Origin of the sequence: Klenkia taihuensis, assembly GCF_900112525.1 — a bacterium.
In the GTDB taxonomy this organism is placed as follows: domain Bacteria; phylum Actinomycetota; class Actinomycetes; order Mycobacteriales; family Geodermatophilaceae; genus Klenkia; species Klenkia taihuensis.
Genome location: NZ_FOMD01000003.1, coordinates 567,820 through 580,666, shown reverse-complemented (window position 1 = coordinate 580,666; position 12,847 = coordinate 567,820). Strand labels below are relative to the sequence as shown.

Here is a 12,847-nt window from a genome sequence, read left to right as displayed (position 1 = left end):
CCGTGGAGTTCCTGGTCCGCACCGAGAACCTGCTGCCCGCCGACACCCCCGACGACGTCCGGGAGTCCCTGCGCGCCGGCGAGCGCGCCCGCGCCCAGGAGCTGCGGGACGCCGGGGTGCTCAAGCGGCTGTGGCGGGTGCCAGGCCGCAACGCCACCGTCGGGCTCTACGAGGCCGCCGACCCCGCCGAGCTGCACGACGCCCTGGTCTCGCTGCCGATGTGGAAGCACATGGACGTGCGCGTCGAGGCGCTGGCCACCCACCCGCAGGAGCGGTGAGCACCGCAGGCGTCGCCGTCGTCACCGGGGCGGCCGGCGGCATCGGCGCGGACATCGCCGCCCGGCTGGTCGCCGACGGGTTCACCGTGGCGGGCCTCGACGTCGCCGCCCCCGGGGAGGTCGACGGCGTCACCTGGTGGACCTGCGACGTCACCGACCCCGACGCCGTCGCCACCACGGTGGCCGCGGTCGTGGACCGGCTGGGGCGGGTGGACGTGCTGGTGAACGACGCCGGGCTGCTGTCCGGCCGGGCGAGCTTCCTCGAGGCCACGCCCGAGCAGCTGCACCGCTACTTCGACGTCAACGCCGTCGGCACCCTGCTGATGACCCAGGCCTGCTTCCCGCAGCTGCGCGATGCCCCGGGGCACGGCCGGGTGGTGAACCTGGGCAGCCGGACGTTCTTCACCGGGGCCCCCGGACAGCTGGCCTACGTCGCCAGCAAGGGCGCCGTCCTCGGCATGACCCGGGTGATGGCCCGGGAGCTCGGCGAGCACCGGATCACCGTGAACGCGGTCGTGCCGGCCCAGGTGGAGACCCCGGGCACCCGGGCCCACTCCGGCCCGGAGGTGTTCGCCCGCACCCGCGCGCAGCAGGCCATCCCCGAGCCGGTCACCGGCGTCGAGGTCGCCGGCATGGTGTCCTACCTGGCCGGCCCCGACGGCCGGCTCACCACGGGCCAGGTCCTGGTGGTCGACGGCGGCGGCCTGCTTCGCTGAGCGGCGGGGTCAGCGCACCCGCTCCCGGACCCGCCGGTCGACCTCGGCGGCCCGGGCCACCACCTCCTCGACGACGGCCAGGCCGGGCGTGCACGCCGAGCGGGCGCCCGGGTCGGTCAGCTCGCGCAGGTTGACGAGGATGACCAACCGGGCCGTGGTGGCCGCCGCCCGGGCCGCCTCGGTCGCCGCGCCGACGTCGGTCAGCACGGTGGGGTTGGCGACCGGCAGCAGCTGCTCGGCCGCGTCCAGCAGCCGCGCCGCTCCGCGCACCACCTCGACCGGGGGACGCACGGCGCCGGCGAGGGCCTGCTGCACGGCCCGGTCGCGCGCGACGCGCTCCCCGTCGGACCCGCGGGGTATCCGGTGGGCCACGCCGACGGCGGTGAAGGCGGCCGCGTCGGCGGCGGCGAGCTGCAGGCCCCGGTGGCACTCCTCCTCGGCCACGGCGGCGACGGCGGCGACCCGGTCGGCGTGCTGGGCGTACCGCGGACCGGTGCTGCAGGCCGCGACCATGCCGAGCAGCGCACCGGCCTGTGCGAGGTGGACCCCCGCACTCGCGCCTCCCCCCGGTGCGGGCACGCGCGCGGCCAGGTCGTCGAGGAACGCGCCCAGGGACCGGCCGGCCAGCTCCGTCACGCGAAGACGACGGTGCGGTTGCCCACCACCGCGACCCGGGTCTCGGTGTGCCACCGGACGGCCCGGGCCAGCGCTCGGCTCTCCGCCTCGCGGCCCCGGGCGGCGAGGTCGTCGGGGCTGTGGGAGTGGTCCACCCGGATGAGCTCCTGCTCGATGATGGGGCCCTCGTCCAGGTCGGCGGTGACGTAGTGCGCCGTGGCGCCGATGACCTTCACGCCGCGGGCGTGCGCCTGGTGGTAGGGCCGGGCGCCCTTGAAGCTGGGCAGCATCGAGTGGTGGATGTTGATCGCCCGGCCCTCGAGCGCGCGGCACAGCCCGTCGGACAGGATCTGCATGTACCGGGCCAGCACGACCAGCTCGACCTGCTCGGACTCGACCAGCTCGAGCAGCTGCGCCTCGGCCTCGGCCTTGGTGTCGGGGGTGACCGGGATGTGCACGAAGGGCACGCCGAAGCTGTCCGCGACGCGACCGAGGTCGGGGTGGTTGGACACCACGGCGACGACGTCCAGGGCCAACTCCCCCACCGAGTTGCGGAACAGCAGGTCGTTGAGGCAGTGCGCGAACTTGCTCACCATGACCACGACGCGCGGTCGCCGGCTGCGGTCGGCGAGCGTCCACGTCATCCCGAACCGGTCGGCCAGCGGCTGCACGGCGGCGCGGACGGCGTCGAGGTCCAGCGGACTGCCGTCGAGGTGGGCGAACTCCACCCGCATGAAGAACTCACCGGTGCTGGCGCTGCCGAACTGAGCGCTCTGCACGATCGTGCAGGACTGGTCGACCAGCACACCCGTGACCGCGTGCACGATGCCGGGGGCGTCGGGGCAGTGCAGCAGCAGCACGCCGTGCTGGGCACCCAGGGGCGGGGTCATGGCACCTCCACGGGGGTACGGGCCCCGGCGACGAGCCGGGCCGCGGTGACGGTGTTGCGCAGCAGCCAGACGTCGGTCACCGGGCCGACGCCACCGGGGACCGGGGTGATGGCGCGGACGCGGGGCGCCACCGACTCGAAGTCGACGTCCCCGACCATGTGCACGCTCCCGTCGGCACCGGTGCGGGGGTTGATGCCGACGTCGATGACGACGGCGCCCTCGCTGACGTGCTCGGCCCTGATCAGGCCGGCCTTGCCGGCGGCGACCACCAGGACGTCGGCCCACCGGGTGTGCCGGCCGATGCCGGTGGTGCGGTCGGCCCACTCGTCCACCGACTGCACGGTGGCCTGCCGCTCGTAGCCCAGGCTGATCGCCGGCTTGCCGACGTTGTTGGACCGGCCGACGACGACGATGTTCGCCCGGTGGTAGAACGCGGCCCGGTCCTCGCCCACGGAGTCCAGCCAGGTGTCGAGCAGGTGGAAGACCGAGGCGGCGGTCGAGGGCACGAACCGCGGCACGCCGAGCGCCAGCAGGCCGGCGTTCTCCGGGTGCACGCTCTCGACGTCCTTCAGCGGGTCGACGGCGCGGAACACCCGCGCCTCGTCGATGCCCGGCGGCAGCGGGCGCAGCACGAGGATCCCCGTCACCGACGGGTCCGCGCCCAGCACCTCGAGCTCGGCCAGCACGTCGGCCTCGCTCGCCGTGCCGGGCAGCGACCGGTGCAGGTAGGGCACGCCCACCTCGGCGGCCAGCCGCCGCAGCCGGCGCTCGTAGGCCCCGGCGCTGTACTGGTCGCCGACCGCCAGGGTCGCCAGGCCGATGCCCACGCCGTCCGCCCGGGCCGCGGACACGTCGCGGACCAGCTGCTCCTTCAGCCGACGGGCGCACGCGCGCCCGTCGATGACCTCTGCGCTCACCCGAGCCGGGCCAGCCACCGCTGCCGCCAGGCCTCGGTGGTGTCGAGCTCGTTGAAGGTGAAGACGTGCAGCCCGTGCAGCCCGTTGTCGGTGCGGCCGAAGGCCGGGGTCAGCCGCTGGATCAGCCGGTCCGGGCTGTAGCCGCCGGGCAGGAAGAACCGCCAGAACATGTTCTGCTGCTTCTTCAGGAACCGGGCGGACTGGCCGAGGCCGAGGCCGGCGGAGACCCGGATCAGCTTCTGCCGGCTGATCGCCCCCGGGATGCCGACGCGGATGGGCAGGGTGACCCCGCGCTGCTGGACCGTCCTGGCCCAGTCGACCGTCGTGCCGGCGTCGAAGCACAGCTGGGTGATGACCTGGGTGGCGTGCGCGGCCTTGGCCTCCAGGGCCCGCTCGATGTGCTCGGCGGCGATGCTGCCGTGGCCCTCGGGGTAGCCACCGATGCCCACCGTGGCGAACGGGCGGCCCAGGTCGTCCAGGGACTCCAGCAGCCCGAGGGCGTCGACGTAGGTCCCCGCGGGTTCGGCGGCGTCGCCGCCGATGACGAACACCCGGTCGACGCCGGCCTCGGTGAGCTGGGCGACCAGGTCGGCCAGGTGCGCGCGGTCCCGGACCAGCCGGGCGGCCAGGTGCGGCGCGGCACGGTAGCCCGCGCCGGTCAGCCGCACCGCCAGGTCGACGGTGGGTCCGAGCCCCTTGGCCTCCGTCGTGGTGACGGTCAGGGCCACGTCGGTGGGGACGTCGGCCAGGACCTTCTCCTCGGCGCTCCTGAACGGCAGCACCTCGTAGGTGGCGTCGCGGAGGGCCGCGACCAGCTCGGCCCGGCCCGGCCGGGCGACCCGGGCACCGCCGGCGCGGGGGCCGTCGACCACGGCCATCACCGGGCCCGGTAGCTGCTGCGGGCGAACTGCACGAAGGGCGCGGGGGCCACCGTCGCGCGGATCTCCACCACGCGGTGCTCCTCGACCTGGGGCTTGCGGGAGTTCGGCTCCTCGCCCCAGCGCACCACGACCTCGGTGCCCGGTTCGGCGTGCGCCTTGTCCAGGGTGGCCAGGGAGACCATGACGCGCTCGTTGGCGATGTAGCCGCAGTCCAGCGACACGCCGACCTGCTGGCCGTCGCGGAGGACCTGGTCCTCCTGGTGCAGCGCGTACCGGATCTTCGGCAGGTCGAAGTACTTGGCGCCGGGGCCCGGCGCCATCATCGAGGCCATCGCCGCGGCCACGTCCTCGGTGTCCCACACCAGGGTGACCTTGCGGCGCGGCGGGTCGGCGGCGAGCGCCTCGAGCGCTGCGCGACCGATGAACTCGTGGTCGAACTTGACGTTGCGGTCGTAGCCGATGTCGTAGGGGGTCAGGTAGTAGTCGGCGACGTCGTCGGAGTCCACGCTGCCCCCGATGGCCCCGATCGCGCCGGCCGGCAGCCACTCCCGGTACTCCTGCAGCATCGGGTGGTCGCCGAAGACGGCGGGGAGGGGTGCGGGTACCCAGCCCGACTCCAGGTTCGCCGTCGAGTAGGCCTTCGCCCCGGCCCGGACCAGACCGTGGTCGGCACCGGCGTCCAGCAGCGCCTGCAGGACCTTCTCCCCCTCGGCCCACGGGCCGAACAGCTCGAACCCGGGCTGGCCGGCCATGCCGTGCCGCAGCCCGCGCACGGTCGTCCCGGCGATCGTGAAGGTCGCCATGTGGAAGAACCTGGTCTCCGGGAGCGGCTCGCCGGTGGCCTGCTCCAGGACCGCGGCCGCGGTGGGGCCCTGCAGCTCGTAGCGGTAGAGCCGCGGCGGGCCGTCGGTGCGGACGGCGGAGTTGTCGTCCCGCTCGGCGGTGACGTCGTAGTCACCGCGCTGCAGGTGGAACAGCACCCAGTCGATCACCATCGGGTGGCCCACCAGGTCGAACAGCTCCTCCTCCAGGTGGAAGAGGATGGCGTCGCCGATCAGCTGGCCGTCGGGGTTCACCGCCACGTACTGCTTGGCCTTGTCGACGCCGAAGCCCTCGAAGGTGTTCACGGCCAGGTCGCGCAGCAGCCGCAGGGCGTCCGGACCGGAGAGGAACAGGTCGGTCATGTGGTGCGACTGGTCCAGCAGGGCGCAGGTCTCGGCCCACGCGCGCTGCTCGGAACGCCAGTTGGTGAACTCCGGCGCCACCGGGAAGGTCATGGCGCGCGCAGCGGAGTGCCGCAGCAGCTCCACCGGGCTGCCGGCCCGCTCGATCGCGGCTGCCAGGGTCTCGGTCGACATGTCGGGCCTTCCCTCGTGGACGGTGTCAGCGAGCGGGTGCACCCCGCTCCTGACCTGGTCCGACGCTAGATCGGCAGCAGCCCCGCGGAGATCGCTCGGATGACCGGACGTGGCTGATCAGGCGTCGCGACCGCGGTAGGGCAAGTGACGTAGCACCGCCACCCCGGACCAACGATCCGCCGGGGCACCGCGACCGACACCATCGACGGGGTGAGCAGCGTGGGCCGGCGGATGGCGGAGGTGGAGCAGGCGCTGCTGGCCCGCTGGCCGGAGAGCCGGGTGGCACCCTCGCTGGACCGGGTCCGCGCGGCGGTCGACCTGCTGGGCCGGCCGCAGACCGTCGCGCCGGCCGTGCACATCACGGGGACCAACGGCAAGACCTCGACCGCCCGGATGGTCGACGAGCTGCTGCAGGCGACCGGGCGGCGCACCGGCCGCTGCACGAGCCCGCACCTGTCCACCGTGCGCGAACGCATCGTCGTCGACGGCGTCCCCGTCACCGAGGACGCCTTCGTCGCCGCCCACGAGGCGGTGCTCCCGGCCGTCCGGCAGGTGGACGACCGCTCGCCGGTGCCCATGTCGTTCTTCGAGGTCGTGACCACCATGGCCTACGTCGCCTTCGCCCGGGCCGGGGTCGACGCCCTCGTCGTCGAGGTGGGCATGGGCGGGACGTGGGACGCGACCAACGTCGTCGACGGCGAGGTCGCCGTGGTCGCGCCGATCTCGCTGGACCACACCGAGCACCTCGGTCCGGACGAGGCGGCGATCGCCCGGGAGAAGGCCGGCATCATCAAGCCCGGGGCGGACGTCGTGCTCGCCGACCAGGTGCCGGCCGCCCGGGCCGTCCTGCTGGACCGGGTGCGCCGGACCGGGGCCCGGATACGTCCGGTCGTCCCGGTGCGCCGGCGCCCCGCCGGGCGCGGTCAGCTGCTGGACGTGGTGGTCGCCGGCGTCCTCACCCGGGTCGAGCTGCCGCTCCTCGGCGGCCACCAGGCCGACAACGCCGCCCTGGCCATCACCGCCGCCGACGCCCTGCTGTCGCGGCACGGGGCGCGGCTGCACCCCGAGGAGGTCCGCCGGGCGCTGTCGGGCGTGCGGAGCCCGGGCCGCCTGGAGGTCGTCGCCGAGGACCCGCTCGTGGTGGTCGACGCCTCGCACAACCCGGCGGGGATGGCCACCACCGTCCACGGGTTGACCGACGCCCTGGACGTCGACGAGCTGGTCGTCGTCCTGGCCGTGCTGGCCGGCAAGGACGCCGACCAGGTCGTGGCGGCCCTGGACCCGGTCGCCGCGCTGCTGGTGGTGACCAGCACCGACTCGCCCCGCGCCCTGCCCGCGGTCGAGCTGGAGGCGACCGCCCGGCGGCGGCTCGGGCACGACCGGGTGGTGCGGGTCGAGGGCCTGGACGCGGCGGTCGACCGCGCCCGGGCCGAGGCCGCACGCCGCGGACGCCGGACGGGTGTGCTGGTCACCGGCAGCGTCGTGACCGCCGGGCGGGCGGCGGACCTGCTGCGCGGCTGACCGGCGCGGGCCCGGTCAGCCGCCGCGGTGCGCGACCGTCGCGCGCAGCACCCGCAGCACGTCCATCGACCCGTCGACGTCGTGCACCCGCACGCCCCACGCACCTGCCTGCGCGGCCAGCAGCGTGGTCGCGGCCGTGGCGCCGTCGCGGTCGGCGGCCGGTCGACCCTCGCCGCCGCGGACCGCGGCGGCCAGGAACCCCTTCCGGGACGCACCGACCAGCACCGGGAAGCCCGTCGCGACCAGGACGTCCAGCCGGCCCAGCAGCCGCCAGGTGTGCTCTGCGGTCTTCGCGAAGCCCAGCCCGGGGTCCAGCAGCACCCGTGCCGGGTCGACGCCGAGCGCGCAGACCTCGTCGACGCGGCGCAGCAGCTCGTCGCGCACCTCCAGGACGACGTCGCCGTAGTGCGCCCGAGCGGCCATGTCCCTGCTCGGGCCGCGGCTGTGGGTCAGCACGTACGGCACGCCCAGGTCGGCGACGGTCGGGGCCATGCGTGGGTCGGCCCGTCCCCCGCTGACGTCGTTGACCATCGTGGCGCCGTGCTCCACGGCCGCCCGGGCCACCGCCGCCCGGGTGGTGTCGATGCTGACCGGCACCCCGTGCCCGGACAGTGCCCGCACCACCGGCAGGACCCGGCGCAGCTCCTCCGCCGCGGGCACCCGGCCGGCGCCCGGACGCGTCGACTCGCCGCCGACGTCCACCCATGCGGCGCCCTGCTCGAGCAGGGAGCAGCCGTGCTCCACGGCCGACGCCGCCCGGTCGTGCCGGCCGCCGTCGGAGAACGAGTCCGGGGTGACGTTCACGACGCCCATCACCAGGCACCCGGGGCCGCCGCCGGCCCCGGGCCGGGTGACGGGCCGGCGGGTCGCCAGGGTCGTCGCGGCGCTCGTCACGGGCTCAGGCCCGGGCCGGTGCCCGGTTGTCGAACAGCGCGAGGCCGGCGGCCGTGTTCGAGGCGGGCACGTGGTAGGCCGTGTGGACCTTCGTCACCTCGGCGTTCATCGCCCCGCGCATGACCAGCCACATGATGAGCTCGATGCCCTCGGAGCCCGCCTCGCGGATGTAGTCCTCGCGGCTGAGGGCGGCCAGCTTCTCCGGGTCGACCTCGATGGCGTCCAGGAACATGTGGTCGAAGGTCGGGTTGATGAAGCCGGCACGGGTGCCCGCCAGCTGGTGGGACATCCCGCCCGTGCCGAGGATGCCGACCGTGATGTCCTCGGGGTAGCTGGCCAGGGCGCGGCCCAGCGCCTGCCCGAGGGCGTAGCAGCGCGCAGCGGTGGGCTGCGGGTAGCTGATGACGTTGACCATCAGCGGGATCACCGGGCACGGCCAGGCGTCCCCGGGGTCGGGGGTCCACACCGACAGCGGCACGGTGAAGCCGTGGTCGACGTCCAGCTCGCGGAAGACCGTCATGTCGAAGCCGTCGTCGACCAGGCTCTGCAGCAGGTGGAACGACAGCTCCGGGTGCCCGACCACGTCGGGCACGGCGCGTCGCCCGAACCCCTCGTCGGCGACCGCGTAGCGGTCGGCCACGCCGATGCCGAAGGTGGGCACGACGTCGAGGTCGACGCCGTTGGCGTGGTCGTTGTAGACCAGGACGGCGACGTCGGGCGTGCGGTCGGCCAGCCACTCGCGGGCGGGCTGGTAGCCGGCGAACAGCTTCGACCACACCGGGTCGTCGTGCAGCCCCCGGTCCATGGCCGCGCCGATGGACGGCACGTGCGAGGTCCCCAGACCCCAGATGACCTCAGACATCGGTCCGCCCCCCGGCGAGCATGGCGGCCTTGAAGTCCGCCTCGGTCATCCCGGTGAACACCCCACCGAGGTACTGCATGGACAAGCCGTCCATCATCGCCAGCTTGTAGACGTAGAAGATGCTGCCGCCCAGGTCGAGCATCGCCTGCCAGTCACGTCGCAGGACCGCCGTGGTCTGGTCCTCCGCCAGCCCGAACCGGTCGCAGTACGCGCTCTCGTCGGCCAGGAACTCCTCCCGGGCCTGCGCCCGGGTCAGCGACATGAACATCTTGTTCATCCGGTGGCCACGCCGGCTGGTGGGGCCGTCGAAGACGTACGTCGGTGCTGGCTGCGGACTGGTCACACCGCGACGCTAGGCCGCCGCGGGCGGCCCGCGCACCGCCCGGCTGTCCCGACCCGGAGTACGTCGAATGACCGGGGTGCGGGTGTCGCATCCGACGCCCCGGAGCCGCCATTCCTCGGGTCCGCGGGGGCCGCGCCGTCCCTAGCGTCGCTGGGGGACCACCGCGACAGCGACCGCTGTCCCCCGGGCGCGACCCGGGGCGTGACGAGAACGGGTAGGACATGACGGCCAACAACCTGCAGGACGTGCTGGACCAGGCGGGCAGCACCGTGGAGCTGCTCCGCAACTCGCAGCTGGGCACCTACATCTACCCCGTCGTCCCGTCGGAGTTCACCAACTTCCGGCGCGAGGTGAAGGCCTGGCAGCAGACCGCGGTGCTGTTCGACCAGTCCCACCACATGACCAACCTCTGGGTGTCCGGCGCCGACGCGCTGAAGCTGTTCACCGACACCGGCATCAACTCGACCGCGGTGTTCCCGGTCGACTCGGCCAAGCAGTTCGTGCCGGTCGCGCCCGACGGCGGCGTCATCGGCGACGGCATCCTCTTCCGCCTCGCCGAGGACGAGTTCGTCTACGTCGGCCGCGCACCGGTCGCCAACTGGCTGATGTTCCAGGCCGAGACCGGCGGCTACGCCGTCGACGTCCGCAACGACCCGCGGTCGCCGTCCCGGCCCTACGGCAAGCAGGTCACCCGGGACGTGTGGCGCTTCCAGATCCAGGGTCCCCGCGCCTGGGAGGTCATCGAGAAGGTCAACGGCGGCACCGTCGAGAAGGTCAAGTTCTTCCGGATGGGCACGATGACCATCGCCGGCGAGGAGGTCCGCACGCTGCGGCACGGCATGGCCGGCGCGCCGGGCCTGGAGATCTGGGGCCCCTACGCCAGCTACGACAAGGTCCGCGAGGCGATCCTGGACGCCGGCGCGGAGTTCGGTCTGGAGCCCGCCGGCGCGCGGGCGTACAGCTGCAACACCCTGGAGTCGGGCTGGATCCCCTCCCCGCTGCCGGCGATCTACACCGGCGAGGAGCTCCGGGCCTACCGCGAGTGGCTGCCCGCGCAGGGCTACGAGGCCACCAACGCCCTGGCCGGCAGCTTCGTCTCCTCGGACATCGAGGACTACTACACCAACCCCTGGGAGCTGGGGTACGGCAGCTTCGTGAAGTTCGACCACGACTTCATCGGCCGCGACGCCCTGGAGGCGGTCGACCCGGCCACCCAGCGCCGCAAGGTCACCCTGGCCTGGAACGCCGACGACGTCGCCGAGCTGCTCGCCTCCCCGGTGCGGCCGGGCCCGGGCTACCAGTTCTTCGACCTGCCCAACGCCAACTACGGCTCCTCGAACTTCGACTCGGTGCTCGACGCCGACGGCACGGTGGTCGGCGTCTCCATGTTCACCGGCTACAGCGCGAACGAGCGCACCGCGCTGTCGCTGGCCACCGTCGCCCCCGACGTGCCGCTGGGCGCCGAGGTGACCGTGGTCTGGGGTGAGCCGGACGGCGGCTCGGGCAAGACCACCGTCGAGCCGCACGAGCAGTTCCGGGTCCGGGCCATCGTGAGCCCGACTCCGTACGCCGCCATGGCGCGGGAGACCTACCAGCAGGGCTGGCGCACCTCCGCCACGAGCTGAGGTCGATGCGGGCGGCCGGTCCCCACGCGGGGGCCGGCCGCCGTGGTGCCTCGCGCCTCCCGCAGCGAGCCCGGACAGCAGGTCCTGCGCCCCGCCCACCAGATCCCCGGTGCGCCGGCGGACACCCGCCGTGACCAGGACCTGGCGGGAAGTTGCCTGCTCAGCGGCCTGGTCGACGGACCCCGAACTGTCGTACCCCTCGCCTACCGTGCGGGTCATGGAGCGGGAGGCAGAGTTCGGGGTGGCGCTGGCGGTGGCCGTCGTCGACCGCTCCTGTGCGCGCGCTCCGGACCGCCCGCGGTTGTCCGAGGTCCTCGACCCCGCCTGGCTCGACGACGCCGCCTGCGCCTCCGAGATGCAGGCCGTCGCCGCGATGCGCGCGCGGTTGGACGCCTACGAGATCGGCGTCGTCGCCCGCCTGGCCGACCTGCGACCCGACTTCTGGCAGGACGCGGACGACCCCGGCCAGAGCGCCGACGGCTGGTCCGCTCAGCGCCAGTTCGGCGGGGTCAGCGAGTTCTTCGTGGACGAGGTCGCTCTGGTCCTCGGCATCTCCCGCACCCGCGCCCACACCGTCGCCGACACCGCGCTGGTCCTGGTGCACCAGCTGCCCACCACCTGGCACGCCCTCGCCGACGGCCTCATCGACCTCCCGCGCGCACGGGCCCTGGTCGCCGTCCTCGGCTGGCAGCAACCCGACGTCGCGCCCGAGGTCATCGCCGCCGTCGAGGCCGAGGCCCTGGCCTGGGCCGTCTCGGGCGAGGGCCCGTACCGCCTGCAGAACCGCACGGCCGCGCTGCTGCTGGAGCACGACGCCGCAGCCGCCGACCGCGCCCGCAAGGAGGCCGCCCGGACCACCGACGTCACCCTGCAGGGCCGCCGCGACGGGCTCACCGACCTCACGATCACCCTCGAACCCGACGTCGCCGCCGCCTGTCGCGACGCCACCGACCGCTATGCCCGCATGTGGAAGGCCGACGGCGACGACCGCCCCATCGGCCAGCTCCGCACCCTGGTCGCCGCCGACCTCCTGCTCCGCGCCTGGGACACCAGCCGCCCACCGGTGACCGCGCACATCACCATCCATGCCCCGCTGCCCTCCCTCCGCTCACCCGGCCCGGGTACCGGCGGGGCGCCCACGGACAGCGCGAGCTCTGCGCCCGTCGTCGAGGGCGTCGAGCGGTGCGGCAGCGTCGGTGGCCAGCCGGTCACGTCGGCCCACCTCCGCGAGCTGCTCCGCCGATGGTCGGACGCCGGCCTCGACGGGCTGCACGCGCCGGACGGCGGCTCGCTGGACATCGCGCTCGCGGATCCGGACACCGGGCGTCTGCGCGCCGTCGTCACCGAACCCGAGCTCCGCCGCGCCGCACGGCGGCCGTGCCTCCTCCACCCGGCAGCACCGCCACCACCGATTGCGAGCGGCTCCCGGCGGCATCCGCCGCCCGCGGGCACCGACCCGAGCGACACCAACCCGAGCGACATCGGCCTGGGCGCGAGCCCAGCGCCCGTCGGGTGCGGCTGCGCTGCGGCCGGCCAGCCACCACCGACCCCGGCCTACCGACCCACCGCGGCCCAGCGCCGGTTCGTCACCGCCCGGGACCGCGGCTGCCGCCATCCCGGCTGCAGCCGGCCCGCCATCTGGACCGACCTCGACCACGTCGTGGCCCATGACGTCGGCGGAGCGACCGACTGCGCGAACCTCTGCACCCTCTGCCGGCGGCACCACCGGCTCAAGACCCACGCGCCCGGCTGGCGGTTCGTCATGACCGGCGACGGAATGCTGTCGGTCACGACGCCGTCCGGGGTCACCCGCACCACCCGACCGCCCGGCACCGGCCACGGCCTCGCCCGCCTCGACCGGCTCCTGCGCCCCGACACCGCGCCGGGGGACCCCGCCCTCGTCCCAGCGCCCCCGGCCGACGACGAGCCGCCGCCCTTCTGACGCCG

At 74.5% G+C, this 12,847-nt stretch carries 13 protein-coding genes; 5 read left to right on the top strand and 8 right to left on the bottom strand.

Annotation, left to right across the window (positions count from 1 at the left end):
* Positions 1–2: 2 nt before the first annotated feature.
* Both BM158_RS14865 and BM158_RS14860 read left to right on the top strand, forming a co-directional pair.
* On the top strand, positions 3–278 hold the full coding sequence (locus BM158_RS14865) for a muconolactone Delta-isomerase family protein (protein ID WP_091560499.1): 276 nt from the start codon (positions 3–5) through the stop codon (positions 276–278).
* Positions 275–994, top strand: coding sequence for an SDR family NAD(P)-dependent oxidoreductase (locus BM158_RS14860; RefSeq protein WP_091560497.1), 720 nt, complete (start codon positions 275–277; stop codon positions 992–994). The genes BM158_RS14865 and BM158_RS14860 overlap by 4 nt, the downstream gene beginning before the upstream one ends.
* A gap of 9 nt (positions 995–1,003) precedes the next feature.
* On the opposite strand, the gene BM158_RS14855 is transcribed toward BM158_RS14860, so the two are convergent.
* Genes BM158_RS14855 through BM158_RS14835 form a run of 5 tightly spaced genes read right to left on the bottom strand, consistent with a single transcriptional unit; the run spans position 1,004 to position 5,655 of the window.
* On the bottom strand, positions 1,004–1,630 hold the full coding sequence (locus tag BM158_RS14855) for a cyclodeaminase/cyclohydrolase family protein (protein ID WP_207506608.1): 627 nt from the start codon (positions 1,628–1,630) through the stop codon (positions 1,004–1,006).
* The gene (purU, locus tag BM158_RS14850) at positions 1,627–2,499 is read right to left on the bottom strand and encodes a formyltetrahydrofolate deformylase (RefSeq protein WP_091560494.1); all 873 of its coding nucleotides are present in this window, start codon (positions 2,497–2,499) and stop codon (positions 1,627–1,629) included. Before purU ends, BM158_RS14855 begins: the two co-directional genes overlap by 4 nt.
* On the bottom strand, positions 2,496–3,416 hold the full coding sequence (locus BM158_RS14845; protein ID WP_091560492.1) for a bifunctional 5,10-methylenetetrahydrofolate dehydrogenase/5,10-methenyltetrahydrofolate cyclohydrolase: 921 nt from the start codon (positions 3,414–3,416) through the stop codon (positions 2,496–2,498). The genes purU and BM158_RS14845 overlap by 4 nt, the downstream gene beginning before the upstream one ends.
* A complete protein-coding gene (locus BM158_RS14840; protein ID WP_109504852.1) occupies positions 3,413–4,294 on the bottom strand; it encodes a methylenetetrahydrofolate reductase in 882 nt (293 codons plus the stop codon). The genes BM158_RS14845 and BM158_RS14840 overlap by 4 nt, the downstream gene beginning before the upstream one ends.
* Positions 4,294–5,655, bottom strand: a complete 1,362-nt coding sequence (locus tag BM158_RS14835; RefSeq protein ID WP_091560488.1) for an aminomethyltransferase family protein — start codon at positions 5,653–5,655, stop codon at positions 4,294–4,296. Before BM158_RS14835 ends, BM158_RS14840 begins: the two co-directional genes overlap by 1 nt.
* Positions 5,656–5,865: 210 nt before the next feature.
* Here BM158_RS14835 and BM158_RS14830 point away from each other — a divergent pair, with 210 nt between their 5' ends.
* The gene (locus BM158_RS14830) at positions 5,866–7,176 is read left to right on the top strand and encodes a bifunctional folylpolyglutamate synthase/dihydrofolate synthase (RefSeq protein ID WP_229827386.1); all 1,311 of its coding nucleotides are present in this window, start codon (positions 5,866–5,868) and stop codon (positions 7,174–7,176) included.
* 15 nt (positions 7,177–7,191) lie between these two features.
* Here BM158_RS14830 and folP read toward each other — a convergent pair whose 3' ends face one another.
* From folP to BM158_RS14815, 3 genes are read right to left on the bottom strand one after another with little or no spacing between them, the layout of a single operon-like run.
* Positions 7,192–8,070, bottom strand: a complete 879-nt coding sequence (gene folP / locus BM158_RS14825) for a dihydropteroate synthase (RefSeq protein ID WP_229827387.1) — start codon at positions 8,068–8,070, stop codon at positions 7,192–7,194.
* Between the two features lie 4 nt (positions 8,071–8,074).
* Positions 8,075–8,896 carry a class III extradiol dioxygenase subunit beta gene (locus tag BM158_RS14820; RefSeq protein ID WP_242657472.1) on the bottom strand — a complete coding sequence of 274 codons (822 nt, stop codon included), beginning with the start codon at positions 8,894–8,896 and terminating at the stop codon, positions 8,075–8,077.
* Between the two features lie 28 nt (positions 8,897–8,924).
* On the bottom strand, positions 8,925–9,275 hold the full coding sequence (locus BM158_RS14815; RefSeq protein ID WP_229827388.1) for a protocatechuate 3,4-dioxygenase: 351 nt from the start codon (positions 9,273–9,275) through the stop codon (positions 8,925–8,927).
* A gap of 221 nt (positions 9,276–9,496) precedes the next feature.
* Here BM158_RS14815 and ligM point away from each other — a divergent pair, with 221 nt between their 5' ends.
* Entirely contained in the window at positions 9,497–10,900 is a 1,404-nt protein-coding gene (ligM, locus tag BM158_RS14810) for a vanillate/3-O-methylgallate O-demethylase (RefSeq protein ID WP_091560479.1), read from the top strand.
* Between the two features lie 217 nt (positions 10,901–11,117).
* Positions 11,118–12,842, top strand: a complete 1,725-nt coding sequence (locus BM158_RS14805; protein WP_131802056.1) for an HNH endonuclease signature motif containing protein — start codon at positions 11,118–11,120, stop codon at positions 12,840–12,842.
* Positions 12,843–12,847 lie beyond the last annotated feature (5 nt).

What these genes read in the sequence shown, in the direction of transcription:
- purU (WP_091560494.1), bottom strand. Translation starts at nt 2,499, where the DNA reads ATGACCCCGCCCCTGGGTGCCCAGCACGGCGTGCTGCTGCTGCACTGC.
- BM158_RS14840 (WP_109504852.1), bottom strand. Translation starts at nt 4,294, where the DNA reads ATGGCCGTGGTCGACGGCCCCCGCGCCGGCGGTGCCCGGGTCGCCCGG.
- BM158_RS14835 (WP_091560488.1), bottom strand. Translation starts at nt 5,655, where the DNA reads ATGTCGACCGAGACCCTGGCAGCCGCGATCGAGCGGGCCGGCAGCCCG.
- ligM (WP_091560479.1), top strand. Translation starts at nt 9,497, where the DNA reads ATGACGGCCAACAACCTGCAGGACGTGCTGGACCAGGCGGGCAGCACC.
- BM158_RS14805 (WP_131802056.1), top strand. Translation starts at nt 11,118, where the DNA reads ATGGAGCGGGAGGCAGAGTTCGGGGTGGCGCTGGCGGTGGCCGTCGTC.